This is a genomic window from Pseudomonas sp. RGM 3321, from assembly GCF_022836805.1.
Classification (GTDB): domain Bacteria; phylum Pseudomonadota; class Gammaproteobacteria; order Pseudomonadales; family Pseudomonadaceae; genus Aquipseudomonas.
This window is the reverse complement of record NZ_JALHBH010000116.1, coordinates 1-24,048: the sequence shown is the minus strand read 5'-3', so window position 1 is coordinate 24,048 and position 24,048 is coordinate 1. Positions and strand designations below refer to the sequence as shown.

The 24,048-nt window shown below is 58.3% G+C and carries 22 protein-coding genes; 5 read left to right on the top strand and 17 right to left on the bottom strand.

The window, feature by feature from the left end:
* Positions 1 to 60: 60 nt before the first annotated feature.
* Together RGM3321_RS19155 and RGM3321_RS19150 are read right to left on the bottom strand one after the other, a co-directional pair.
* Positions 61 to 717, bottom strand: coding sequence for a CoA transferase subunit B (locus RGM3321_RS19155; protein WP_244394408.1), 657 nt, complete (start codon positions 715 to 717; stop codon positions 61 to 63).
* A 43-nt stretch (positions 718 to 760) separates the two neighbouring features.
* On the bottom strand, positions 761 to 1,462 hold the full coding sequence (locus RGM3321_RS19150) for a CoA transferase subunit A (RefSeq protein WP_244394407.1): 702 nt from the start codon (positions 1,460 to 1,462) through the stop codon (positions 761 to 763).
* A gap of 129 nt (positions 1,463 to 1,591) precedes the next feature.
* On the opposite strand from RGM3321_RS19150, the gene RGM3321_RS19145 reads away from it, so the two are divergent.
* From RGM3321_RS19145 to RGM3321_RS19135, 3 genes are all read left to right on the top strand, one after another.
* Positions 1,592 to 2,482 carry a LysR family transcriptional regulator gene (locus RGM3321_RS19145; protein ID WP_244394406.1) on the top strand — a complete coding sequence of 297 codons (891 nt, stop codon included), beginning with the start codon at positions 1,592 to 1,594 and terminating at the stop codon, positions 2,480 to 2,482.
* A gap of 89 nt (positions 2,483 to 2,571) precedes the next feature.
* Positions 2,572 to 2,853, top strand: coding sequence for a hypothetical protein (locus RGM3321_RS19140; protein ID WP_244394405.1), 282 nt, complete (start codon positions 2,572 to 2,574; stop codon positions 2,851 to 2,853).
* 123 nt (positions 2,854 to 2,976) lie between these two features.
* Positions 2,977 to 3,585: a LysE family translocator gene (locus RGM3321_RS19135; protein WP_004661013.1), complete on the top strand. Its 609-nt coding sequence runs from the start codon at positions 2,977 to 2,979 to the stop codon at positions 3,583 to 3,585.
* A 7-nt stretch (positions 3,586 to 3,592) separates the two neighbouring features.
* Here the strand turns inward: RGM3321_RS19135 and ssuE are convergent, their stop codons facing one another.
* From ssuE to RGM3321_RS19070, 13 genes are all read right to left on the bottom strand, one after another.
* Positions 3,593 to 4,174 carry an NADPH-dependent FMN reductase gene (gene ssuE / locus RGM3321_RS19130; RefSeq protein ID WP_244394404.1) on the bottom strand — a complete coding sequence of 194 codons (582 nt, stop codon included), beginning with the start codon at positions 4,172 to 4,174 and terminating at the stop codon, positions 3,593 to 3,595.
* Between the two features lie 249 nt (positions 4,175 to 4,423).
* Positions 4,424 to 5,512 (bottom strand): polysaccharide biosynthesis/export family protein, encoded by a 1,089-nt coding sequence (locus RGM3321_RS19125; RefSeq protein ID WP_244394403.1) that lies wholly within the window; start codon positions 5,510 to 5,512, stop codon positions 4,424 to 4,426.
* A gap of 81 nt (positions 5,513 to 5,593) precedes the next feature.
* On the bottom strand, positions 5,594 to 7,003 hold the full coding sequence (locus tag RGM3321_RS19120; RefSeq protein WP_244394402.1) for an undecaprenyl-phosphate glucose phosphotransferase: 1,410 nt from the start codon (positions 7,001 to 7,003) through the stop codon (positions 5,594 to 5,596).
* Between the two features lie 13 nt (positions 7,004 to 7,016).
* The gene (locus tag RGM3321_RS19115) at positions 7,017 to 8,246 is read right to left on the bottom strand and encodes a glycosyltransferase family 4 protein (protein WP_244394401.1); all 1,230 of its coding nucleotides are present in this window, start codon (positions 8,244 to 8,246) and stop codon (positions 7,017 to 7,019) included.
* Between the two features lie 73 nt (positions 8,247 to 8,319).
* On the bottom strand, positions 8,320 to 9,435 hold the full coding sequence (locus RGM3321_RS19110; RefSeq protein WP_244394400.1) for a glycosyltransferase family 1 protein: 1,116 nt from the start codon (positions 9,433 to 9,435) through the stop codon (positions 8,320 to 8,322).
* A gap of 83 nt (positions 9,436 to 9,518) precedes the next feature.
* Positions 9,519 to 10,736 (bottom strand): glycosyltransferase family 4 protein, encoded by a 1,218-nt coding sequence (locus RGM3321_RS19105; protein ID WP_244394399.1) that lies wholly within the window; start codon positions 10,734 to 10,736, stop codon positions 9,519 to 9,521.
* A complete protein-coding gene (locus RGM3321_RS19100) occupies positions 10,733 to 11,734 on the bottom strand; it encodes a glycosyltransferase (protein WP_244394398.1) in 1,002 nt (333 codons plus the stop codon). The genes RGM3321_RS19105 and RGM3321_RS19100 overlap by 4 nt, the downstream gene beginning before the upstream one ends.
* An 88-nt stretch (positions 11,735 to 11,822) precedes the next feature.
* Complete coding sequence (gene rfaH / locus RGM3321_RS19095; protein ID WP_244394397.1) at positions 11,823 to 12,335, bottom strand: transcription/translation regulatory transformer protein RfaH; 513 nt, start codon at positions 12,333 to 12,335, stop codon at positions 11,823 to 11,825.
* A 52-nt stretch (positions 12,336 to 12,387) separates the two neighbouring features.
* Positions 12,388 to 14,595, bottom strand: coding sequence for a polysaccharide biosynthesis tyrosine autokinase (locus RGM3321_RS19090; RefSeq protein WP_244394396.1), 2,208 nt, complete (start codon positions 14,593 to 14,595; stop codon positions 12,388 to 12,390).
* Positions 14,596 to 15,048, bottom strand: a complete 453-nt coding sequence (locus RGM3321_RS19085; protein ID WP_244394395.1) for a low molecular weight protein-tyrosine-phosphatase — start codon at positions 15,046 to 15,048, stop codon at positions 14,596 to 14,598.
* A complete protein-coding gene (locus tag RGM3321_RS19080) occupies positions 15,038 to 15,973 on the bottom strand; it encodes a glycosyltransferase family A protein (RefSeq protein ID WP_244394394.1) in 936 nt (311 codons plus the stop codon). Before RGM3321_RS19080 ends, RGM3321_RS19085 begins: the two co-directional genes overlap by 11 nt.
* A gap of 3 nt (positions 15,974 to 15,976) precedes the next feature.
* A complete protein-coding gene (locus RGM3321_RS19075; RefSeq protein ID WP_244394393.1) occupies positions 15,977 to 17,509 on the bottom strand; it encodes an oligosaccharide flippase family protein in 1,533 nt (510 codons plus the stop codon).
* A 5-nt stretch (positions 17,510 to 17,514) separates the two neighbouring features.
* Positions 17,515 to 18,636 (bottom strand): DegT/DnrJ/EryC1/StrS family aminotransferase, encoded by a 1,122-nt coding sequence (locus tag RGM3321_RS19070; RefSeq protein ID WP_244394392.1) that lies wholly within the window; start codon positions 18,634 to 18,636, stop codon positions 17,515 to 17,517.
* A 586-nt stretch (positions 18,637 to 19,222) separates the two neighbouring features.
* Here RGM3321_RS19070 and RGM3321_RS19065 point away from each other — a divergent pair.
* Together RGM3321_RS19065 and RGM3321_RS19060 are read left to right on the top strand one after the other, a co-directional pair.
* Complete coding sequence (locus RGM3321_RS19065; protein ID WP_244394391.1) at positions 19,223 to 20,416, top strand: aminotransferase class V-fold PLP-dependent enzyme; 1,194 nt, start codon at positions 19,223 to 19,225, stop codon at positions 20,414 to 20,416.
* Between the two features lie 57 nt (positions 20,417 to 20,473).
* Positions 20,474 to 22,282 carry an aminopeptidase P family protein gene (locus RGM3321_RS19060; protein WP_244394390.1) on the top strand — a complete coding sequence of 603 codons (1,809 nt, stop codon included), beginning with the start codon at positions 20,474 to 20,476 and terminating at the stop codon, positions 22,280 to 22,282.
* Between the two features lie 31 nt (positions 22,283 to 22,313).
* Here the strand turns inward: RGM3321_RS19060 and RGM3321_RS19055 are convergent, their stop codons facing one another.
* Together RGM3321_RS19055 and rhtA are read right to left on the bottom strand one after the other, a co-directional pair.
* Complete coding sequence (locus RGM3321_RS19055; RefSeq protein WP_244394569.1) at positions 22,314 to 22,628, bottom strand: hypothetical protein; 315 nt, start codon at positions 22,626 to 22,628, stop codon at positions 22,314 to 22,316.
* Positions 22,629 to 22,803: 175 nt separating this feature from the next.
* Entirely contained in the window at positions 22,804 to 23,691 is an 888-nt protein-coding gene (gene rhtA, locus RGM3321_RS19050; protein WP_244394389.1) for a threonine/homoserine exporter RhtA, read from the bottom strand.
* Between the last annotated feature and the right edge of the window lie 357 nt (positions 23,692 to 24,048).

Genomic DNA, 24,048 nt, shown 5'->3' with positions numbered 1-24,048 from the left:
TTCGTGAGCAAGCTCACTCCCACAGAGATTTGTATCCATCCTGCTCGAAGATGCCTGAGTTCAGAAACTCATCTCGATCACGTCATCCGGCACGATCAGCCTGCCTGCGGTTTTGGCCACGATTTCTTCCACGCTGACCCCCGGCGCACGTTCGCGGAGGATGAAGGCTCCGTTGTCGATTTCCAGATACGCCAGGTCAGTCAGTACCTTGCGGATGCACGCCGCGCCAGTCAGCGGCAGGCTGCAGCGGGGCAGCAGTTTGGATTCGCCATCCTTCGAGGCATGGGTCATGGTCACGATGATGTTGTCGGCACCTGCCACCAGGTCCATCGCGCCGCCCATGCCCTTGACCAGCTTGCCAGGGATCATCCACGACGCGATATTGCCCTCGACATCCACCTCGAAAGCGCCGAGCACTGTCAGGTCGACATGACCGCCGCGGATCATGGCGAATGATTCGGCCGAAGAGAAAATCGACGCGCCGATACGCGCCGTAACCGTCTGTTTGCCGGCATTGATCATGTCAGCGTCTATGGTGTCTTCGGTCGGAAATGCGCCCATGCCCAGCAGGCCGTTTTCCGACTGCAACATGACGTCGATGTCGTCTGATACATAGTTGGCCACCAGGGTCGGGATGCCAATGCCCAGGTTCACGTAATAACCGTCCTTGAGCTCACGGGCGACGCGTTGAGCCATTTGTTCGCGAGAAAGTGCCATGGTCTGAAATCTCTTTGTTGTTGTATGGCCGAGCTGCGCTCTGTCAGGATTTTCTGACGGTGCGCTGTTCAATGCGCTTTTCGAACGTGCCCTGAATCACCCGGTCGACGTAAATGCCAGGCGTGTGGATCTGAGTGGGCAAGAGCACGCCGGGCTCGACGATTTCCTCGACCTCAACCACCGTGATCCGCCCTGCGGTGGCCACTACCGGGTTGAAATTCTGCGCGGTATGACGATAGATCACGTTGCCGAAGTGGTCGGCTTTCCAGCCCTTGACCAAGGCGAAGTCGCCGGTGATGGCTTCTTCCAGAATCACGTTGCGGCCATTGAACTGTCGGGTTTCCTTGCCTTCAGCCACTGGCGTGCCATAACCGGTCGCGGTGTAGAACGCAGGAATGCCCGCGCCGCCCGCGCGCAGTTTTTCCGCCAGAGTGCCTTGCGGGGTGAGTTCGACTTCCAGCTCGCCGCTGAGCAACTGCTTTTCGAACAAGGCGTTTTCGCCCACGTAGGACGAAATCATTTTCCGGATCTGCCGGTCTTCAAGCAGGATGCCCAGGCCGAAGCCGTCAACGCCACAGTTGTTGGAAACAACGGTGAGGCCCTGGATGCCCATACGCTTGATCTGCGCGATGAGGTTTTCCGGAATGCCGCACAGACCGAAGCCACCGCAGAGTACCGTCATGTCGTCGGTCAGCCCGGCAAGGGCTTCTTCGTAGGTCGTTACTCGTTTATCGAGTCCAGCCATGATGATCCGCCTTTTATAGTTGTTGACCGACAGTCGCACTGTCGGAGGATCGGGTGACTTGCATCTTCTCTCGAGGTGACTGATTTGTTAATTTTGTTTTTCTGATCAATTGATAAGAAAAACAAATATATGAACGTCAAGCAGCTTCGGGCTTTTCTGGCGGTGGCGCAGTACCTGAGCTTCGCCCAGGCCGGGGAGCGACTGAACATCTCGCAACCGGCGTTGAGCCTGACCATCAAGAGCCTTGAGGAGGACCTTGGCGGGCAATTGCTGACACGCACCACACGCAATGTCGGCCTGACACCCGAAGGCGAAACTCTGCTGCCGCTGGCGCGCCAGTTGCTGGCTGACTGGGACAACACCGAAGAGCTGCTGCGACAGCGGTTTACCTTGCAGACGGGCCGGGTTTCGGTCGCCGCAATGCCGTCGTTTGCTGGCAATCGATTGCCGGCAGCGCTGAAGGTGTTTCGCGGTCGCTATCCACGGGTCAATGTCGCGGTGCATGACGTGATCAATGAGCAGGTGCTGGAGATGGTGCGTCACCGCCGTGTCGAGCTGGGTATCGGCTTTGAGCCCGAGTCGAACAGCGCGTTGTTGTTCACTCCGTTTTACATGGACCGCTTCGTGGCTGTGGTCTCGAAGGATTCGCCGCTGGCCGGGCTTGGCGAAGTGTCCTGGGCCGAGCTGTTGGGCGAAGACTTCATTGCCCTTCAACGGCCTTCGGCCGTGCGCTTGCTGCTGGAGCAGGCCATCGAGCCCATGCACGGCAAACTGGCAGTGGCGTTTGAAAGCCATCAGTTGTCCACCATCGGGCGCATGGTTGCCAATGGCCTGGGTGTCAGCGCGGTGCCGTCGCTGTGCATCGGGCAGATGCAGGAACTGGGTGCTTGCTGCATTGCGCTTATAGAACCGCGTATCGAGCGTCGTATCGGCCTGATGACGCTGGCCGATCACAAGCTTTCCGCTGCGGCTCAGGCGTTGCGCGAGGTATTGATCGAGGATGCTCGCAACAGTCGATAGCGACTATCACGGCGGATGATTTTTGCTGTGTCGGGGGCGGGCGTAACCTTGCGTCATTCCTGAAATGAAGCCTGCCCCGGAGGCCCCAGATGAACCGTATGCTTGCCCTTGCGCTTGTCCTCACATTCACCGTTGCATTGCTCTCCGGTTGCTCCACCCACCATGCTGTCGAGCAGCGTGCTTTCAGCGCCGAAGAAAGCCATCAGCTGGCGCTTGAAGACCTTAATCGGCGCGGCCTGTCGTTTGATGAATATCAGGCACGCAAGGCGCAATTGATGGCTGATCCGCAGGCACAGCAGGCGCGCGAATTCGATAATAAAGGTGAAGCAAGCGTTAACCTGAGTGTGACTGGCCAGCAACCACAAGGTTAACAGTCCGCTTGAAAAGGGCTTTTCATAAAACTGTACGGTAAGAATTACCGGTCAACTGTCCGTGTGTTTCCTGCAGCGCTTTCTATAGGGTAAGTGCCTGACCCACTGATCCGGACAAGCTGTATGGTGCTCTCTTTCGATTTGCTTCTTGCCTTCACACTCTTCGCGTTCGTCACCTCGATTACCCCCGGCCCGAACAACATGATGCTGCTGGCGTCGGGCGTCAATTTTGGTTTCAGCCGCACGCTGCCGCACATGCTGGGCATCAGCATCGGTTTTTTTGTCCTGGTGTTGGCCGTGGGCTTCGGGCTGGGCAGTGTGTTCAAGGCATGGCCGCTTCTCTACACCATTCTGCGCTACGTAGGCGCCGCTTATCTTTTGTACCTGGCGTGGAAAATCGCCACGTCAGGTCCTGCCTCCGATAACGTCGACAGTCAGGGCAAGCCGCTGAGTTTCATGAGTGCCGCACTGTTTCAATGGGTTAACCCCAAGGCCTGGATCATGGCGATCGGTGCCATTAGCACCTACACGCCGATGCAGGGCTATTTCTACAATGTGGTAGTGATCTCGGCGGTGTTTGCGCTGATCAACCTGCCCAGTGTCGGTATCTGGGCAGGCTTTGGCAGCCTGTTGCGCAATGTTCTGCGTGACCCGCTTGGGTTGCGCATTTTCAACGGCGTGATGGCCGTGCTGTTGGTGGCCTCGTTGTATCCGCTGTTTGTCGAGCATTGATGCCTGGCTATAAAGCCAGCTGCAAATGCCCGCCAGCCTGCTTGTGGCGTGCCTGCAAACGGCGTTGCAGGCCGTGATGGAAGTGCTCCAGCCCCTCATGCAGGCGCTCGATGAGGATTTCGTCCAGAGTGCCGCCTTCCTCGTTGTCGTCGTAGCTGATCTGGGTATCGATGGCGAAGATGCCGTGCAGCACCTCCTGTGACTTGAGGGCCGACAGTACCGGTTTGAGCGCGTAATCCACGGCCAGCATGTGCGCGATACTGCCACCGGTGGCCAGCGGCAAGACTACTTTGCCATGCAGTGCGCGCTCGGGCAGCAAGTCGAGCAGGGTTTTCAGTGCGCCTGAAAATGACGCCTTGTAAACCGGCGTGCCAATCAGCAGGCCATCGGCTTGCCTGACCGCTTCGATAAATTCCAGCACTTGCGGACTGTCGAAGCGGGCAAAAAGCAGGTCCTCGGCATTGAAGTCGCGTATGCGCAGCGTGGTGACCTCCACCCCGTGGCTTTGCAACCAGCGGCTGGCATGAGCCAGCACTACGCCGGAACGGGATTTGGGCGAAGGGCTGCCGGAAAGTGAAACAACGAGCATATGGGATTTCCTTGCGATAAGCGTGTGTCTGTAAAGCAGCTTGTGTGCCAGCCTTCGCAAGGTTCGGTGATGGCCCGCAGGCATTGGGCTTGCGCGCTTTTCATACAGATGGTGCGGTGTTGCGATGCTGACGAAAAGCCAGCCAACTGTTGAACGACTGTTGCTCAGGCAACAGTTTCGCGTTATTCGGCTGGCCAAAAAAATTCCCGCAAAACTGCTTGCAGGAAGATTTTCAAAGCGACGTCAGAGTCAGTTGCGGAACGCTGCGCCGGTCTGCACCACACTGGCCGAACCGAGCAACTGGCTGATGAATCGGCTCCAGCGGGTGATATCGGCCGGCCCGACAAATACCACGTCCTGCGCCTTGAGCTCGAACTGCCCCGCCAGCAGATAGGCGGTGGGCTTCTTGGCATTGAGGTGGTAAACGGTGGAGGTCGCTTCGGCAAAGTTTTCCGCACCGCGTATCACATACACCGCATCGCCATCTGCGCTGTCCGGGCTGAGGCCGCCGGAGTTGCCCAGTGCCTCCAGCAATGTCAGGCGGGTGGTGCCGAAGGAGATCACTTGCGGGTTACGTACTTCGCCCAGCACGTAGATCTTGTTTCGCGAATTACTGTTCAGGTGGAGGTAATCGCCATCCTTCAGGAAGATTCTGCTCAGTTGCGAGTCTCTACGGTTTAGCGAGTCGATGTCGATCAGGTAATCGCGGCCATCGCGGCGCAGGGTCAGACCGGCCAGATTGGCATCGGTCAGGTCGACGCCCGCGACGCTCACGGCCTGCACCAAGCTCAACGGAATGTTGGTAATGGGTTGCGGGCCGGGCACTTTGAAGGAACCGGACAGGAGTATTCGCTGACTGTTGTAGCGCAGCACTTTGACATCGACCTTGACCTCGGTGTATTGCGGCGCCAGCCCCATGCGCAACTGCTCGCGCACCTCGCTCACCGTTCTGCCGCTCGCGCGAATTCGTCCGACGTAGGGGAAGTAGAGCGTGCCATCGTTCAGCACCTCCCGGGTGTTGGCATCCAGTTGGTCCTGCGAGCCGGGCGCGGTCAGTTCCGGGTGTTCGAACACGGTGACCAGCAAGGTATCGCCAGCGCCGATCACGTATTCCGGAGTCTTGTAGTCAAGCAGCGCCTGCGGCAGTGCCTTGGCATCTGCGCTGGCGCGTTGTTGCTGTTGCTGAAGACTTTTCGGTGTGACCTCGACCAGTTGCGCCCTGGGTTCGTCTGGTTTAACGGTGGTAACGTCGTCCGGGGTCATGTGCTGCCCCGGGGCGAATGCGCAGCCTTGCAGCGCCAGGCTGGTGAGCAGTAAAGCAACTAACCTTGGATTCATCGTGTTTTTCCTTTCATGGCATTGCTCCTTTCTTTCGGCGTACCGACGAATTTCGGCGCGTTCGTTCACTCCGCGGAAACGTCAGAAGGCGTTCTTGTTGACGAAGCCTTTGAGCAGCGTCAGCAGAATAATTTTGAGGTCCAGCCAGATCGACCAGTGCTCGATGTATTCCAGGTCGAACTCCACGCGCATGCGCATCTTGTCGAGTGTGTCGGTTTCACCGCGCCAGCCATTGATCTGCGCCCAGCCGGTGATGCCGGGTTTGACCTTGTGACGCAACATGTAGCCGCTGACCTGTTTGCGGTACTGCTCGTTATGGGCGATGGCGTGAGGACGCGGGCCGACGATGGACATATCGCCGTGCAGCACATTGAAGAACTGCGGCAGTTCATCCAGCGAAGTGCGCCGCAAAAATGCCCCCAGCGGCGTTACGCGTGCGTCATTGCGCGTTGCCTGAAGCACCACATCGGCGTTTTCCTGAACGTTCATGCTGCGAAACTTCCAGACCATGATCGAACGGCCGTCCAGTCCGTAGCGGCGCTGGCGAAACAGCACCGGGCCCGCAGAGGTGAGCTTGATGGCCGCAGCGATAGCCAGCAGCGGCAGGGCGATCAGCAGTAGAATCAGGCTGGACAGGATGATGTCTTCGGCGCGCTTGACCAGGCTCCAGGCACCGTCCATGGGCGAATCGAAAATGCTGATGCTGGCCAGGCCATTGATGCTTTCACTGCGGGCATGCAGCAGGTCGAACATGAACACGTCGGGAATCAGGTACACCGAGGCGGTGGTGTCGCTCAAGCCGGTAATCAGCTCGCGCAATTGCGGCTCGGCGCTGAACGCGAGGGTGATGTACACCTTGTCTACCCGGCCTGCGCGGGCATCTTCGATCAACTGGTCCAGATCACCCAGCACTGGCAGGCGACGTTTTTCGTCCTGCAGATTCATCTGCTGCGGGTGCGAGTCGTAGAACCCCAGCAGGTTCAGCCCCATCCACGGCGCAAGGGAGATGGAACGCGCCAGTCGCTCACCGACCTGGCCGGTCCCGACAATTGCCACCCTGCGCGTATTGAAGCCGTGCCGACGCAGCGTGTGCAGGGCCAGGCGGATCAGCAGTCGATAGCCGCACAGCACCGCAAGCGCCAGGGCGAACCAGCTCATCTGGCCGTTATCGGGCAATTGTGTCTGGTTGAGCAGCAGGCTGTTCAGTGACAGCAGGGTGATGAAGGTCATCGCCCAGTAACTGAAAACCTTGGTCAATTCGCGCAGGATGCGCTCGCCACGCCATGAACCATATAGCTGGTGATATTCGCTGACCCAGTGAAATACCAGTACCGCAAGAATGATGTGCGACCAGGCCTGGGTGTTGTCGCTGACCTGCAGCCCGGTTTGCCAGTAACCGATCAACACGATGATGATCAGGTCCAGCAGACGATGGGCGAGCGACAGCGCTGACTGATGGGCATGCAGAATGCCGCGGACGGAAGTGCGCATTGGAGGGGCTCGCTCAGACGGTTTTTATGGGGACGACACGGCCTGGCAGTTCGCTGCCCGAGACCGGCGCTTGTTGAGCAACGCGGTGCGGGTGCGGCAGGCGGGCCAGATGCACAAGATGCGAGGTGGCCAGACGATTCTCGACGAAGGCTTTGATCTCCTGCTCGAAACGCGCCACCGAAAACCGTTCGGCGTTGGCTCGGCAGGCCTGCGGCGTGATGCGTGATTGCGCAGCTTCAAACTCGTCGATGGCGGCGCTTAGTGCTGCCACGGTTTGCTGCCGATAGAGCACGCCGGTCGGTTGCGGGTGATCCAGACCATGCACGGTCTCGATGATGCCGCCCTTGCCGAACGCAATCACCGGCGTGCCGCAGGCTTGGGCTTCAACCGGGCTGATGCCGAAATCCTCTTCGGCGGCGAAGACAAACGCTTTGGCGCTGCGCATATGTTCCAGCAGTACCGCGCCAGGCTGGAAACCCAGCAGCGTTACGTTGGGCGCCTGCCTGGCAATGGCCTGCGCCTTGGCCAGGTCCGGTCCGTCACCGATCATGATCAGGCGTTTTTCCGGCATGGCGGCAAAGGCTTCGACGATCATTGGCATGCGCTTGTAGGGCACCATCCGCGAGGCACACAGGTAGAAGTCCGCGCGCGCGCCGTGGGGCGTGAAACCGAGGGTGTCCACCGGCGGATAGATGACGGTGGAGTCACGCCGATACGCCTTGGAGATGCGTGCACCGATAAAGCCCGAATTGGCAATGAATGCGTCCACACCGGTCGACGTGCGTTGGTCCCATAGGCGCATGTAATGCAGAATCAGGCGCGCCAGGGTGCCCTTGATTCCCTTGCCCAGCCCTGATTCCTGCAGGTACTGGTGCTGTAAGTCCCAGGCGTAGCGGATCGGCGAATGCACGTAGCTGATATGCAGTTGGTCCGGGCCGCAAAGCACGCCCTTGGCGACTGCGTGACTGCTGCTGATGATCAGGTCATAGCCGGAGAGGTCCAGTTGCTCGATTGCCAGCGGCATCAGCGGCAGGTAGCGTGAATAATGTTTGCGCGCGCCGGGCAGCTTCTGGATGAACGTTGTTCTGGCTACCTTGCCGCGCAGCTGCGCGCGGTCCTGATCGCTGAGAAAGTCGATGACTGCAAACAGGTCCGCATCGGGCCAGACGTTGATCATTGAAGCAAGCACGCGCTCGGCACCGGCGTAACTCACCAGCCAGTCGTGGACGATAGCAATTCTCATGGGCGTTCCTTGCTGTAATGGTCCGCGCTACTGCGGATGCGACGGGGCGCATCCTGGCGTTACTGTTGTGGGTTCAGGGTTTGCCGGCGGACGACTCGGGGACGACATGGCGCTTGCTCTGCGATGCAGGAGCAGACTCCAGCAGCGCATCGATACGCTGGGAAAGGCGCTGCGCGGAAAGGTCCCAGGAAAAACGCTGCACGTTATGCAATCCCTGAGCACGCAGCGCATTGCGCAGCGGCGCATCCACCAGCACGCGCTGCATTGCTGCGGCCATGTGGCTGACATCCAGCGGGTCGAAATACAGTGCGCTGCCTTGCAGGACTTCGGGGATCGAAGCGGCATTGGCGGCCAGCACCGGGCAACCGCAGGCCTGGGCTTCAAGCGGCGGAATGCCGAACCCCTCGTAAAGCGAAGGAAATACGAACGCTGTGGCACCCTGATATTGGCTGATCAGTTCGGCATCGCTGAGTCGCCCCAGAAAACGGATGCGCGGGTCACGGCAGGCGAGGTGTTGCAGATCAGGGTCGGCGAACAGTGCGCTGGCTGCGCCGACAATATGCAGTTGCAGGTCGGTGTGGCCACGCAAACTCAGAAATGCCTGAATCATCCGGTTGAAATTCTTGTGTACGGCGGGTGAGGAAACTGCAAGCAGGTATCTTGGCTGATCGACAGTTGTCGGCCCCGGCGTGAATTCGTCACTGACCGCAGCGGGTACGACCAGCACCTTGTCCTCGGCGTAGTCATAGAACGAGGTTATTTCCCTTCGCGAGAAGCTGCTGCCGGTGATCAGCGTTCTGGCGCGTGACAGCAGAATCGGGGTGATAGTCCGATAGGCCAGGCGGAACAGCCGGGTGTAGCTTTGCGGATAGCGTACATAGGTGATGTCGTGGTGAGTGGCTATCTGATTGCTATAGAACATTGGCCCTGTGTTGCTGACCGAAATCAGCAGCGGGCTGCCTTGACGTTTCAGGTGAAGCGGCAGGTCGATCTGTTCCCACATATGCCCGGTGGAATGACCGATGCATTGGGCCTCCAGTGCGCTGGCACAGTCATGCAGCCTGATAGTGCGCGGAGCGACGAATACCAGATCGTCGCGCAGCCGCTTCAGGGCTCTGCACATCTGCTCTGCGTAACGCTGTACACCACTGACATCCTGGGTGAGGAACCGTGAATTGATGACAATCATCTCGAGCATCCTGCTGATGAGGGTGATCTGGCTGGTGCCAGGTTCTGTCCTTGAACGGGCTTGATGGGGCAGATTGCGCCCCGTTACTGTGTGACGTATGTGCGGCGGTCCTGCAGGGTCTGGGCAAAGATGCTTTCGTACTGGTCCAGCATCAGGTCCAGGTTCATCAACGACGCGACACTGTTGCGTGCCTGGCTGCCGAGGCGTGCCAGCAGTTCCGGTTGCTGGTGCAGCTTGAGCATTGCCAGCCCCAACGAGTCCGGGTCATCGGGGCTGCACAGCAGACCGTTGAGCGGTTCCTGAATGATTTCCGTCAACCCGCCCATGCGGCTGGCGATGACTGGCAGGGCATGTGCGCAGGCCTCGACGGCCACCATGCCGAATGGCTCATTCCACATGGAGGGGACGATTGCCACGTCGATCTGGCGGTAGAAGTCTTCGGGCTTCTGGACGCCGACAAAGCTGATGTCCGGTGATGTGGCCATGGCCCTGAAATGCTTTTCATCGGCCGCCTGTCCACGCCCGGCAATCTGCAGGGTGGCTTTGAACGGCAGATGCTGGAACTGATCAATCAACCATCCCAGCCCCTTGTTTGTGGACAGCGTGCCCAAGTAACCGAAGCGCAACGGTGCGTCATCGATGGGTGCCTTGGGCTGCCCGGAAATCGGCGGGGTGAACGGGCTCGCGTTATGCACCACGTAACCCCGCGCGCCTTTGAAATAGCCCTGCGCCTGCAAGGTATCGAGCATGAAGCGGCTGACACCAACGACCGTGTCGACCTGTTCTGACAGCTGTGCATGATTGCTGCGCAACTGCGAGCACATCGTGCATTGGCGCTGACAGCTGTGACCCTTCTTGAACATGGTGCTGGCCGGACAGAGCAAGTAAAAGTCATGCAGGACCTGCACGATCGGCCGATTGGCCCCGGTTATTTCGTCCCATGCCGACACCGACCAGCCGGTCAGGTTATGGCACACCACCAGCTCCGGCTGCTCCAGCTCCACCACTCGCCTCAGGTACTCGCGCATGCCGGCGTTGTAGCGATCGCGCCAGTGCCAGGCAAGCCGCGCCAGACGGCCCGGACGCTGGGCGATGAAGTGCCAGTACCAGTTGAGCAGGCCGGCGCGATAGACCTTGACCCGATTGACCTCTGCCAACTGCAGGCCGGGCCGGTCGGTGGTGGCCAGCACGGCGACGCTGTGTCCACGTTGCTGCAAGCCCTCGACAGTACGTTGCAGAATGATCTCTGCGCCGCCGCCGATATCGGGCGCATAAAGGCTGCTGATAAACAGTATCTTCATAGCGGGTAGGCCTTGTTCAGGCCCAGCACACTGGCTTCCCCATCGTGAATGGCGTCGTTGATCAGGTTCAGACGCGCGTCGGCGTCATAGCGCCATGCATACAGGTTCAACAGACAGAGAAACACCTGGCGATTGAGTCGGTAGAGCAGGGGGGAGGACGCCCAGATATGCCTGTCGAACCACGCCTGGTTACGCGCGGCGTAATAGGCGCGCAGGTCCGATCCGCCCGACAGGTAGCTTTCATAGACGTTGCGGGTGCGCGCCTTGATGTTCCATGAGTCCTCGAGATCCTCCAGCAGCGCTTCTGGTACCAGAAATACCTTCCCGCCACCGTCGGTAATGCGCCAGGTGTATTCGGTGTCATCGCTGTACAGCTTGAGTGCGTCCAGTGGCAGGCCGATTTTCTTGTACAGGCTGCGATGGGCCAGTAACCCCCCGTAGGTAGCGAAAGGAAGCTGTACCCGTTCCGGCATGGCCACGCTGGCCCCCGGCTTTCCCCAAGGCAGGCGTCGCCAGATCTTGTATGGCAACTGGTCGATGTGAAAGCCGAAGAAGCTCGAGCGCCGCTGAATGGCGTAACGCAGCGGTACACCCGCAGCGATGTCCGCTTGATGCGTGGGGCGAAAACCGAGCACTGCGCAATTGTCCTGGCCGTCGATCGTTTCACGTTCTTGCAAAGACCGGTGCAGCACCTCAATGGCATGGGTGGTCGGCGCGTTATCGTCGTCCATCAGCCAGATGTAATCGTCGCCGTTTTCCAGCGCGGCCTTGATGCCTGTCGAATAGCCGTTGGCCGAGCCGGTGTTGTCAGGCAGCGAGATCACCTGAACCCGCTCGGGCCACTCGTCGCACAGCGCCTGCAATGGTGCGACGGAAGCGTTGCTGACAATGATCACACGTCCAATCAGCGGGCTCTTCAGCGAGCGGCTGATCAATGTGTGCAGATAGCTGAAACGGTCACCATAGGTGAGCGTCACCAGGGTGGTCTGGTGGGGCATGGTGTGGTTCCGGGGGCAGTGGAAGCAGGCTGACGACGCATGTTTTCAGGCACACGCCTTGGGCAGTTTTCTGCAGGTACGGCAGGCCTTAGGCGCGGGCTTCGACCCTTGACAGGCTGCTGATGGGCAACACCACTTTTTGCTGGCGTTGCAGCATGTTGAGCAGAATCACCGCACGCTCGGTGCCGTCTTCGCTCAGAAAGATGGCTTCCACATCATTCCAGCTGCCCGTCGTGATCATTACCGGATCACCCTGAATAAATCGTGCTTTGGGCGCAGGTGTGGAGAGTCGCTGGCGGATCTGCTCGATCAGATGATCGCGAACCGGTACCGGGTGCCCGCCGAACGTCACAATGCGCGAGACGCCGCGGGTGGAGCGAATCGGGTACCAGTTGTCCTGTACCTGATCCATATGAATGAACAGGTAGCCGGCAAACAGAGGCTCGTCGGCCTGAACCCTGGCAGTGGTTTTTTTCGCATCGACCTGTAGCGGTCGGTAGCACTGGAAATGCTGGCGTTGCAAATGCTCTTCGGCGCGGGCTTCCTGACGCGGTTTGGTCTGGATCAGATACCAGCGAGCGTCCTGGGCGGAGAGGGTCATGATTAATTCCTTTTAAATGAACAGCTCAGTGAACGGCAGGCGTCAATACGGGTTATCGGGGCGCAGCGTGGTAGTTGTAGCCATAGGCCGCGTAGTCGTAATCAGACGTCGTGGCCTTGCGCACCACCGCGTTGAAAATGGCACCCTTGATCAGAATTCCGTTTTGGCCCAGGCGGCGTTTGCAGGCCTCGATTTCCTGGACGGTGGTCATGCCGAAACGGGCAACCAGCAGGCAGGTGCCTGCCTGGCGACCCACCAGTGTCGCGTCGGTCACGGCGAGGATGGGTGGCGTGTCGATCAGGATCAGGTCATACAGCGGCGATAATTCGGCCAGCATCCTGTTGAAGTTGTCATGCATCAGCAGTTCCGAGGGGTTGGGTGCCGCGAAACCACAGGAGATGAAATCCAGATGCCGGACCCGCGTCTGATGGATGACTTCGGTACACCGCAAGCGGGCGGCCAGCGTGTCGGACAGACCGTGTTTGGGCTGCAGGCCAAAGAGCCGATGCAGGTAGCCTTTGCGCATATCGGCATCAATCAACAGGACTCGTCTGCCGGTCTGGGCAATGATGGTTGCCAGATTGCTCGATACAAACGATTTGCCGGCGCCTGGTGTCGGGCTCGATATCATCAGCACGTTGTTACGCGCCTCCAGCATGGCGAAGTGCAAGCTGGTACGCAGGCTGCGCAGCGATTCGATGGCCAGCTCACCGGGTGCGGCAATGCTTAGCAGTCTTGAGTCCTTGCTGTCCTGATCGCGCTTTTCCAGGCGTTCCTGCTGCCGCGAGTGAGGCAATGATGCGTAGACCGGCATGCCCAGACTTTCGATGACTTCGGCGCTCTCGATGCCCCGATAGAACGCCTGGCGCACGAATACGATGGTCATCGCGACCAGTGCACCGATCAGCGTGGCGATCAGCACAATCAGCGTCTTCATGGGTTTGACGGGTCTTTCTACGTTGGTGTCGGCGTTGTCGATGACCCGCACATTGCCGATGCTGCCAGCGCGCAGAATGTCCTGTTCCTGGCTCTTGTTGAGCATCAATGTGTAGGTCTGGCTGATGACCTGCATATCGCGGGTCAGACGCAGCAACTCCTGCTGGGTCATGGGCAGCGCGTCGATTTTCTTCAACAGGCCTTGTTTCTGTTGTTCCAGCTGGTTCATCTGGCTCATCAGGCTGCGATAGGTCGGATGCTCACGGGTGTACAGCCGCTCCAGCTCTACGCGCCTGAGTTTCAGTTCGGAAAGCATCGAGTCGAGGCTGACCACCTGATCAAGCACGCCTTTGGTTTCGATGCTCAGGTCCACTGACCTGGCGCTGGTCTGGAAGGTGTTCAGCGCGGTTTCCGCTTCCTCCAGTTGCTTGCGCACGGTAGGCAACTGCGAGCGTAGAAACTGCAGCCGCTGGGCGGCCTCGGCCGAACTGCGCTCCACGTTCTGGCGTACATACAGATGGCTGACCTCGTCAAGAATCCGGTTGGCCCGCTGTGCGTCCTGGTCCTCGATGGACAGGTAGATGATGCCCGAGTCCCGGCCCGCCTCGGCGATCTTCAGACGGTTCTGATAAACCAGCGCGGTACTGAGCGTGCGCTGTCTGGAGACGCTGAAATCGGTACCGGGACGCGCGCGCAGCGTAGCGACCTGAATCTTTATTCCGTTGCCTTCGACAATGCGGTTGATGGTGCCGCCAAGCAACAGATTGTGCTCGTTATCGTAGAGCGAGAACTGGCCAGGCTTGCCTGCGGTGAGGGTGAGTTTTTCTCCCAACAGGTGCTCCGGCACTTCCAGCTGGAACACCTCGATTTTCTCGCCACCCCACGCGTACTGCGTCAGGCCGAACAAAGGCTGAGCCAATTCACCATCGCGCACCGGCTTGAAGGTGCGATATAGATAGGGGCCGATCACCGGAAAGACGTCGGGTGTCTGGAGCGTATTGAGCTTCAGATCGTCGACGACCTTGCCCAACAATGCGCGCGACTTGATCAGCTCTATCTCGGTGGTCGCCTGCGACACTGACAATGGCTTGGCGCTGACCTCCGGGGTGCCCTCGATGCCGATTTTTCGGGGCTCTATCTGAATCATGGCGGTGGCCTGATACACCGGCGTGGCGAGGACGGCATAGCCCAGGCCGATCAGAAAAAACAGGCTGACGGTCCACAGGATCAGGGCTTTGTGATCGAACAGCATGCGCAGGACCGCTGCCAGATCAATCCGGGAGTCCTGTTGGAAATCCAGCGAAGGACGGTTCATGACGGTCATTTATCCTGTTGCTCCTGACTGAAAATGAGGAAGCCAGTCGTCAATGCAGCGTGAGAGCTGCGCGTAGGTCTGTTCAAAGGCTGATGCGGGACGTCGGTAAGGGTCGGCGATGTCGAGCGGGTGTTGCCATTTACCGATCAGAAAGGCTTTGCCGCGTACTTCGGGTGCGAGTTTGAGGACATCGGCAAAGTGTGCCTGCTCCATCAGCAGGATCAGATCGGCCTGGCGCAGTAGCTCACGGCTCATCTGCCGAGCTGCATGACGCCGAGGCTGCACCCTGTGCGATTGCAGAACCTGCCGAGCCGCCGGGTCGATGGACGAACCCGACAGCGCGGCGATGCCTGCCGATTGAATGCGCACCTGCGTAGCTTCAAGGCGTTGATGCAGCATCGCGACGGCCATCGGGCTGCGGCAGATGTTGCCGACGCATAACACCAGCACATTACTGAACATGTGCTTTGCCAGTAGTCGGCAACAGGCGTCTGCTCAGGTTGACGACAACGTTGCCGGCCACCTTCCACAAGGTCTGCAGCTTGTGGCGGGGGGCGAGCGCCGCCAGCGAGAGGCACACCGTCTGCATCAGGAAGTGTTCGTACAAAGGCTGATTGCCCAGACGGTTGTAATAGTTGGCCAGGCTTGAACAGGTCTGCAGGTTCATGTGCAACTTGCGTTTGTCGCTGCGCATGGAAAACACGCCGCCGGGGTGCAGCCGATAGGCCGCCGGCTTGATCTGCGCCATGAACTTGCCTTTGCCGTAAGCCCCCAGCAACGACCACCAGCACATATCGTTCAACGGTGCTCCGCACATGCTCAATTCGGGCGGCATTGTGCTGAAGACATTGCGAAAGCAGACGGTCAGGGTCGACAAGCGTCTGGCCTGTTGCAGCTCCAGCGCCGTAGCGTCGCTGCGCAGCAGGCCTTGCAGCTGCACGCCGTACTGGTCGTGTTCGTCGAAGGCGAACGCATCGTGATAGGTGATGACGTAATCGGCATGGCTCTCGAGAAAGTCCACTTGCAACTGCAGCTTTCGCGGATCAGTCCAGTAATCGTCGGCTTCGCAGTAGGCGATGTAACGGCCGCGGGCTTCAGCGAACAGGCCCGGAACGCAAGGCGCGCCCTGACTGTACTGATTGACCTGCTGATAGAAGGGCCGAATGATCGTCGGATGCCGCTCGGCGTAGTGCGCAATGATGCGTGCAGTGCCGTCAGTGGATGCATCGTCGTTGATCAGGATTTCGAACCTGAAATCGGTCTGCTGTGACAGAAACCCGTCCAGTGCCTGAGCAATGAATGCCTCCTGGTTGTAGGCGGGGCATATGATGCTCAGCAACGGCGGTGCCATGCAGGCCTCGTCGGTATTTTTTGCAGTGTCGTCCATGGCTCAGGTACTCGGTTTGCTGAACAAAACATAGATTTTCGACGCCAGCGGTCTATGGCTTGCCGCCACCAGTGTCAGAGTGACAAGACCACTGGCGGCGAGCGCCAGCAGCAGGCTGCCACGGCTTTCATCGGCAATCAGATGGAACACCGGCGCGCTGATCGCCAGGCCCGCAGTGGTCATCGCACTGATCCGCAGAATGTCGCTCAACCATTGGCGATGAAGGCCAGGTGCCAGGTGCCGATGGACGATGACGGGCCATATGGCGAAGGACGTCGCACGCAGGAAAAACCACGCCAGCGCTGCGCCGTAAACGCCTTGATAATGGATAGCCATGAACATTACAGGCACGCTGATCAGTGTCGAAATCACGCTGTACCACAGGTGCAGCTGCATTCGGCCATAGGCGTATTGCAGGTAGAACTGGAAAGCACTGGCGGCCATGATTGCGCTGCCCAGCGCGTACCAGCCCAGCACCGGTCCACTCCAGCGCGCGGCGGCGCCATCACCCGTCCAGGCGATAATCAGCGGCTCGGCATACAGGGCAATGACCGCTGCCAGCGGGAACAGAAAGGTACAGGCAAGGCGATTGGCTGCCAGAAACAACGTGTGCATGTCGTCGCGTCTGCCTTCGGCCATCAACACGGTCAGGCGCGGCAAGAGCGTCTGAACCAGCGGGTTGCTCAGCATCACGATGCCAGTGGCGATCAACGCAACCAGTGAAAAGTAGCCGTATTGATCCAGTGGCAGCAGATTCGACAGCAGCACCTTGTCCACCTGAGTCAGCACAATCCACAGCACTGCGCTCAACGACAGGCTGGCAGCGAAGGGCAGCAGCGGCTTGACCAGTTGCCAGTCCAGGCCGGTCAGCCAGTGCGGCGCAGGCATCTGTCTGCGGGCTTTGCTGGCAAAGAGCAGGGTTTCCATCAGCCCGACCACTAGCTGAAATACAAAAAAGTCCTGTGGGTCCCGGGAAAACTGACTGACCAGCAGCAAGCCGCCGAAGTAGCGCAGCGTTGCAATCGACACGTTGGCAACGTTCAGCCAGGCGTGCTGCTCAAGGCCCTGAATGGCGCTTTTATAGAGTGTCGAATACAGGCGCAAGGCGATGACGATGCCCATCAGGGTGATGCACTGTGCCAGTGTGTCGGGTTGCAGCGTATTGGCGTTCAACCACTGTGCTGCGATCCAGGGGCTGGCGACATGGATAAGCAGGCCGCAGAGCATCACGATGGGCAGAAATATCAATTCAAATGAGCGCAGCAGACGACCCAGGCTTTGTTGGCTCACGGGAGTGCCTTGCTGATGTGCCACCGCGCGCACCAGGCTGGGGGACAACCCTGCGTCCAGCAGTTGCAGCCAGGCTTGCAGCAGGGTGAAGAAACCGATCAGGCCGTAGGCCTCGGCACCTAGATGGCCGAGATAAAACGGCATGATCAGAATCCCGACCAGCATTACATAGGCCTGTCCGCTGTAGTTCAGGACGGTGTTGCGAATGATCGAACGGCTGCGAATGACCGGGCTTGTGCCACGCATGATAGTCAGCAGACCCTGGCAGCGGAGCAAGCCGGGTAGTCCGTATCAGTCACACCACAGGTTTCGATCAGCGTGCGGATGACCAGGTCCTGCTCGCTTCTCAGCAGGCCGGGATAGATCGGCAGGCACAGCACTCGTTCGCTCAATGCTCTGGACACAGGCTGGCCGGGCTGTGGCTGCAGGTATTCAAGGGTGTCGAGTGAGGGGTAAAAGTACCGGCGTGGGTTGATCTTGCGCAGGTTGAGTGCCGTGCGCACCGTCAACAGCTGTTGCTCGTTATGCAGCGCCACCGGGTAATAGCTGTTATTGAGTTCGCTGTCGGCCTGGGGTTGCTGCAGGTCCAGGTAACTTTCCAGCGCTGATGTATAGCGGTGAGCGATTTGCGCGCGCTCCTCAAGGATGTTGCCGATGTTGTCGAGAATGCACAGCCCCATGGCTGCGGAGAATTCATTGAGCTTGGCATTGATGCCGATGCCGTCGATTCGGTCTACTCCCGATATGCCAAAGTTGCACATCAGGTGGGCGCTTCTGGCCAGTTCGTCATCGTTGGTGATGATCGCGCCGCCTTCGATTGTGTGAAACAGTTTTGTGGCGTGAAAGCTCAGGGTGCTGATATCGCCATAGTTGAGCACCGACTGGCCTGCATGGCGCACGGCAAATGCATGTGCACCGTCATAGATCACCTTGAGCTTATGTTCACGGGCAATTTGCTGAATGGCTTCTACGTCGCAAGGATTGCCAAACACGTGGGTGCCCACGATTGCTGTGGTGTCTTCGGCGATGCTGCGTTTGATGTGCTGCGGCGAGATATTCCAGGTGTCCGGATCGATATCGGCAAAGACCGGGCGAATACCTTCCCATTGCAGCGAGCTGCTGGTGGCGACGAAACTGAATGGCGTTGTAACAGCGCTGCCGCTCAACCTCAGAGCCCGATAGGCAACCTGCAGGGCCAAGGTGCCATTGTTGGTCAGAATAATGTGTTTGACGCCCAGATAGTCCTTGAGCCGGTCTGTCAGTTCCTTGGCCAGCGGGCCGTGATTGGTCAGCCAGCCACGGGCGTAGATACCTTCGACGTAGCGTTTGAACTGGTCGATATCACCCAGATACGTCTTGGTCACATTAATCATCGAAGCCTCCATGTTTCTCTGAATCGGGGTGTTGCCGAGTGGGTGACCGGACATCTTTTTTTGCGTGCAGGCGCTGCATTGCTTCAGGCAACGCTACCGCCACACCGAACGTGTTCAGCACTTTAAAAATAGAATGGGGAGTCAACAGACATCCGCCAGCGCCTGATGAGCACCGTGGAAATAACTGACAGCATGGGACGGAACAGCGGTCGACTTCGGCTTGATTATTCCGACGCTATGCTCTGCGGCATGTGCGTGACAACGGAATGCGCCTGACGGTCCTATATATCAGTGGCGGCAGGGTATCTGTCAAATTATTTCGTCAGCTTTCTGTTAGATTTTTGATTAATGGTAGAGCAGATTTTATAACTATATGATTTATAAGGGTGTCAAAAAAATATCATCCTTCAGGTGTATTTAAATGACACGCTGAACGTGCCCTGCAAGACGACAATAAGTCATCTGATTTTACAATCTCGGTCTCCTTATATTTCTAATTGTTCTATATAAATACCAATTGATAATTTTTGGTTCTATGTGGTTTGTTGCATGATTGTGCTCATGGACTGCAAGCAGGAGAGCGAACATGAAAGAGCCGGTGCTGTATTTTGATTACGCCGCCACTACACCTGTGGACGAGCGTGTTATCAGGGTCATGGTCGATTGTCTGGGTGTGGCAGGCAATTTCGGTAACCCTGCATCCAGCGCTCATTCATTCGGACAAAAGGCCCGCGTTGCGGTAGAGATTGCCCGTGAGCAGGTTGCCCATCTGGTAGGTGCTCAGGCCTCGCAGATCATCTGGACCTCCGGTGCTACCGAATCCAGCAATCTGGCAATCAAGGGCGTGGCTCAAGAGCGCGCGAAGAGGCAGGCAGCATCAGCCGGAGGCAGGTTCGGCCATATCATCACCAGTCAGATCGAACACAAGGCAACCCTTGATACTGCCCGGCAACTTGAGGAAGAGGGCGTCGAGGTTACCTGGCTGGCACCGGACAGCGATGGCCTGATCAGTGCCAATGCGGTCAGCGCCGCTTTGCGCGATGATACGTTTCTGGTCTCGCTGATGCTGGTCAACAACGAACTGGGTACGGTCAACGACATCGCGGAAATCGGCAGGCGGGTACGGGCCCACGGCGCGTTGTTGCATGTCGACGCTGCGCAGGGCGCTGGCAAGTTGCCGATTGACTTGAGCCAGCTTGAAGTAGACCTGATGTCGCTTTCTGCACACAAAATCTATGGGCCCAAAGGGATTGGCGCGCTGTATGTCGGTCCGCGCGCGCAGCAACGGGTTCTCGCCCAGATTCATGGGGGCGGGCACGAGTGTGGTCTGCGCTCCGGCACCCTGGCGACGCATCAGATTGCCGGGATGGGCGCGGCCTTTGCCCTGGCGGCCGAAGTGCTTGAAGAAGAGGTTGTTGAAATACGGCGGCTCAATCGTCTTCTCTGTGAGCGACTGGCCGATATTGCGGGTGTGTGTATTAACGGCAGTCCCACCCAGCGGATTGCCCACACCCTCAGTTTTACGTTCACCCATAACGATCTCGACGTAGCAGCGCTGGGCGACAGACTTGCCTTCTCTTCCACCTCGGCCTGTAATTCGGCGAAGAACCTGCCTTCACACGTCCTGCTGGCTCTGGGGCTGAGCCCGCAGGCTGCCGGTCAGACCATACGTCTGAGCTTGGGACGCTTCACTCGTGATCAGGATATCGAGCGTGCGACTGAGTCGATTCATGCCTGTCTGATTCAGCCAGCGTTTTGGGCGGTTGCTCAGTCTCGATGAGTGCTCCATTATCTGAACGGGTGAACGCAGTCAATTTCCGGGTCAGCAGGAGAGTCAATGAGCACGCAATCCAATGCCAGTTCAGAAGTGGCAGAACGTTTGGCGCAAACCCGCGCCTTGATGAGCAGGGAGCGCATCGATGCCTATCTGGTGCCGTCAGCGGATCCGCACCTCTCCGAATACCTGCCCGGCTATTGGCAGGGGCGCCAGTGGCTGTCCGGTTTTCACGGCTCGGTCGGTACACTGATCATTACCCAGGACTTTGCAGGCATATGGGCTGACAGTCGCTATTGGGAGCAGGCAACCAAGGAACTGGCAGGTAGCGGTATCGAGCTGGTAAAACTGGTGCCGGGCCAGCAGGGTCCGCTTGAATGGCTGGCAGACGAAGCCAAAGCCGAAAGTGTGGTTGCCGTTGACGGGGCGGTCCTGGCCGTTGCCTCTTCGCGTACTCTTGCAAGCAGGCTTTACGCGCGCGGTGCCCGCCTGCGTACGGATATCGATCTGCTCACCGAGCTGTGGCAGGACCGTCCCGCCTTGCCGTCTCACCCAATCTACGAACACTTGCCCCCTCAGGCATCTCTGGACCGTGGTGAAAAACTGGCTCGTGTTCGCCAGATCGTTGCCGAGCGAAACGCTGACTGGCACTTCATCGCAACACTGGATGACGTAGCCTGGCTGTTCAATCTGCGTGGCGCTGACGTCTCCTATAATCCGGTTTTCATCGCCTTCGCCCTGATCGGCCCGCATAGCGTCACGCTGTTCGTGGACTCGAAGAAGGTGCCGGACTCGGTGCGTTCGCGTCTGGAGCGCGACGGTATCAATCTCATGGAGTACACGCAGATTGGCGCAGCCTTGCGCGAGCTGCCGAAAGACGCACGACTGCTGGTTGACCCGGCGCGTGTTACCTGCGGCTTGCTCGATTATCTGGACAGTGAAGTCACGCTGGTCGAAGGGCTTAATCCGAGTACGCTGTTGAAGTCGCAAAAAACCGAGACCGATGCAGGTCATATCCGTCAGGCAATGGAACAGGATGGTGCGGCACTCTGTGAGTTCTTCGCCTGGCTGGACAGTGCGCTGGGACGTGAGCCCATCAGCGAAGTGACCATTGATGAAAAGCTTACTCAGGCACGGGAGCGACGTCCGGGATATGTTTCACCCAGCTTTGCAACCATTGCAGGTTTCAATGCCAACGGTGCGATGCCGCATTACCGTGCGACTGAAGCGGAGCATGCGCAGATCGAAGGTGATGGCTTGCTGTTGATCGACTCGGGCGGTCAATACCTTGGCGGCACCACCGATATCACGCGCATGGTTGCTATCGGCGCGCCGAGTGCTGAGCAGAAGCAGGACTGTACGCGGGTTCTCAAAGGCGTTATTGCGTTATCGCGCACTCGTTTCCCCACGGGCATTCTGTCGCCATTGCTGGATGCCATTGCCCGAGCGCCAATCTGGAGTGAAGGCGTCAACTATGGTCATGGCACCGGGCATGGTGTCGGGTATTTTCTGAATGTCCACGAGGGGCCACATGTCATTGCCTATCAGGCACCTGCAACGCCGCAGACGGCAATGCTGCCAGGCATGATCACATCCATTGAGCCCGGTACTTACCGGCCCGGACGCTGGGGTGTGCGCATCGAAAACCTGGTGATTAACCAGGAAGCGGGCACTACCGAGTTCGGCGAGTTCCTGCGCTTTGAAACCCTGACGCTGTGCCCGATCGATACGCGTTGCATCGAGGTCTCGATGTTGAACGAGGAAGAGCGCACTTGGCTGAATGATTACCACGCTCAGGTTCTTGTGCGGTTGAGCCCTCTACTGCAGGGTACTGCATTGCTATGGTTGCAGGCGCGCACGGTCGCTGTCTGATCTCGGATGGATCGAAGCCAGTTACCGCAGTCTAGTCCTGCGGTGACGGGTTTGTCAGCGGCGTGCTTTTTCTGCAGACAATGATCATGCTGCGGCTGGTATAACCAGCGGGGTTGAGGCCGAACGGATAGTCTTCCGGCTCTTCGGTGGCATCGCCCGATTTTGCGATGACCTTGAACGTCCTTGACGCACAGGCGTTGGTCGCAAGCTCATAGCATTTGGCCCAGGAAGACGTCAGGCCGGAGCAGTTGATGTGAATGCCGCGCTTGCTTTGCTTGACGGGCTTGGATGTAGCTGCACAACCTGCCACAGCCAACATGGCCAATACGATAAAAATGTATTTCATTCCTTTCCTTAGCGGGCCATTGCTGATCGCGATCCATCCGGTTGACTGGATCATGAGTCGGTAAAACTGTGACGCAGAACTCTCGAACATCAGTAGGTCAGGTGTAAACATGGCGCATGCGCTTAACAAATGCTAGTGCTATGTCGCTTCTTGACCTTATGACCGCGTGGTCAGTTCAGTCGGCCGGGACCAATTGAGGTTTGGTGCTTGCAGAACCAAGGGTTGCGCCGATGGATGCGAAGATGATTGCGCCAATTGCCAGCCATTGGGTCAGTGAAAGGCTCTCGTGAAGAAACACCAGGCCTGACAGCGCTGCGAAGACAGGTTCCAGACTTGCCAGCGTGCCGAATGTGCGCGCCGACATTCGCGTCAGGGCGATCATTTCCAGGCTGTAGGGCAGGGCGGTCGACAGAATGGCGACACCCAGTGCTGCCGGCACCAGTGAAATGTCCAGTAATGCAGAGCCTGCGTGTAGCACGCCGACAGGTCCGATGAAGAGTGCGGCGATCATCACGCCAAGTGCGGCGGTCTGCACGCCGTTGTCTGCACCTGCCTTATGCCCGAACACTATATAAGCGGCCCAGCACACCCCGGCCCCGAGAGCATAAGCAGCGCCGACCAGATCAATCGCTTCGTTCGAGGCCCCCAGGGGGATCAACAGCAATAAACCGATGACTGCCAGAGAAACCCATAGAAAATCTATGGGCTTGCGCGAAGATAGCAGAGCTACAGCCAGTGGACCGGTGAACTCCAGCGCGACCGCGATTCCCAGAGGTACAGTCTGCAACGACATATAGAAGAGGAGGTTCATGCTGCCCAGCGCAATGCCGTAGATCACCACGGTGCGTAGCGATTTTGCGGTCAGATTCGCTCGCCACGGGCGCAGGATGGCGATAAGGATAAGGCTCGCAAATACCAGCCTCAAGGTCGTGGTGCCTTGTGCGCCCACTACGGGGAAAAGACTCTTTGCCAGTGACGCGCCGCTTTGAATGGAGATCATGGCGATCATCAGCAGCCCCAAAGGGAAAAGGGCGGCCGCTATAGTGTGGGGTTTCTCAGACATTTCGGTTGTATATCCTGGGGGTGATCCGGGTACTGGTAATCGGACATGATGCGCAACAATCGATGCATGGGCAATATATTGCGCAATCTTTGCTTTCCCTTCTATATAGGTAATCACGAAACGGGCAATTTCGGCGATTTTGAAATTAACGGTTGACGCCCTCTGTGATCTGTCTATAATTCGCCCCACTTCCGGCGCAGACGGAAACGAAAAAACCTTGTAGATCAATAGTTTGCAAGGGTTTTGAGTGAAGAGTCAGCGAGGAAGCAGGTCGAGTCAGCAGTGATCGACAGTGGTGAGAAAAAAGAGTTTGACACGCGGTTGTAACGCTGTAGAATTCGCCTCCCGCTGATGAGC

What these genes read in the sequence shown, in the direction of transcription:
- RGM3321_RS19145 (WP_244394406.1), top strand. Translation starts at nt 1,592, where the DNA reads ATGAACGTCAAGCAGCTTCGGGCTTTTCTGGCGGTGGCGCAGTACCTG.
- RGM3321_RS19075 (WP_244394393.1), bottom strand. Translation starts at nt 17,509, where the DNA reads ATGCGTGGCACAAGCCCGGTCATTCGCAGCCGTTCGATCATTCGCAAC.
- RGM3321_RS19055 (WP_244394569.1), bottom strand. Translation starts at nt 22,628, where the DNA reads ATGAAATACATTTTTATCGTATTGGCCATGTTGGCTGTGGCAGGTTGT.
- RGM3321_RS19110 (WP_244394400.1), bottom strand. Translation starts at nt 9,435, where the DNA reads ATGATTGTCATCAATTCACGGTTCCTCACCCAGGATGTCAGTGGTGTA.
- RGM3321_RS19060 (WP_244394390.1), top strand. Translation starts at nt 20,474, where the DNA reads ATGAGCACGCAATCCAATGCCAGTTCAGAAGTGGCAGAACGTTTGGCG.
- rhtA (WP_244394389.1), bottom strand. Translation starts at nt 23,691, where the DNA reads ATGTCTGAGAAACCCCACACTATAGCGGCCGCCCTTTTCCCTTTGGGG.
- RGM3321_RS19105 (WP_244394399.1), bottom strand. Translation starts at nt 10,736, where the DNA reads ATGAAGATACTGTTTATCAGCAGCCTTTATGCGCCCGATATCGGCGGC.
- RGM3321_RS19150 (WP_244394407.1), bottom strand. Translation starts at nt 1,462, where the DNA reads ATGGCTGGACTCGATAAACGAGTAACGACCTACGAAGAAGCCCTTGCC.
- RGM3321_RS19070 (WP_244394392.1), bottom strand. Translation starts at nt 18,636, where the DNA reads ATGATTAATGTGACCAAGACGTATCTGGGTGATATCGACCAGTTCAAA.
- RGM3321_RS19155 (WP_244394408.1), bottom strand. Translation starts at nt 717, where the DNA reads ATGGCACTTTCTCGCGAACAAATGGCTCAACGCGTCGCCCGTGAGCTC.
- RGM3321_RS19120 (WP_244394402.1), bottom strand. Translation starts at nt 7,003, where the DNA reads ATGCGCACTTCCGTCCGCGGCATTCTGCATGCCCATCAGTCAGCGCTG.
- RGM3321_RS19140 (WP_244394405.1), top strand. Translation starts at nt 2,572, where the DNA reads ATGAACCGTATGCTTGCCCTTGCGCTTGTCCTCACATTCACCGTTGCA.
- RGM3321_RS19085 (WP_244394395.1), bottom strand. Translation starts at nt 15,048, where the DNA reads ATGTTCAGTAATGTGCTGGTGTTATGCGTCGGCAACATCTGCCGCAGC.
- RGM3321_RS19125 (WP_244394403.1), bottom strand. Translation starts at nt 5,512, where the DNA reads ATGAATCCAAGGTTAGTTGCTTTACTGCTCACCAGCCTGGCGCTGCAA.
- rfaH (WP_244394397.1), bottom strand. Translation starts at nt 12,335, where the DNA reads ATGACCCTCTCCGCCCAGGACGCTCGCTGGTATCTGATCCAGACCAAA.
- RGM3321_RS19065 (WP_244394391.1), top strand. Translation starts at nt 19,223, where the DNA reads ATGAAAGAGCCGGTGCTGTATTTTGATTACGCCGCCACTACACCTGTG.
- RGM3321_RS19080 (WP_244394394.1), bottom strand. Translation starts at nt 15,973, where the DNA reads ATGGACGACACTGCAAAAAATACCGACGAGGCCTGCATGGCACCGCCG.
- RGM3321_RS19100 (WP_244394398.1), bottom strand. Translation starts at nt 11,734, where the DNA reads ATGCCCCACCAGACCACCCTGGTGACGCTCACCTATGGTGACCGTTTC.
- RGM3321_RS19090 (WP_244394396.1), bottom strand. Translation starts at nt 14,595, where the DNA reads ATGACCGTCATGAACCGTCCTTCGCTGGATTTCCAACAGGACTCCCGG.
- RGM3321_RS19115 (WP_244394401.1), bottom strand. Translation starts at nt 8,246, where the DNA reads ATGAGAATTGCTATCGTCCACGACTGGCTGGTGAGTTACGCCGGTGCC.
- RGM3321_RS19135 (WP_004661013.1), top strand. Translation starts at nt 2,977, where the DNA reads ATGGTGCTCTCTTTCGATTTGCTTCTTGCCTTCACACTCTTCGCGTTC.
- ssuE (WP_244394404.1), bottom strand. Translation starts at nt 4,174, where the DNA reads ATGCTCGTTGTTTCACTTTCCGGCAGCCCTTCGCCCAAATCCCGTTCC.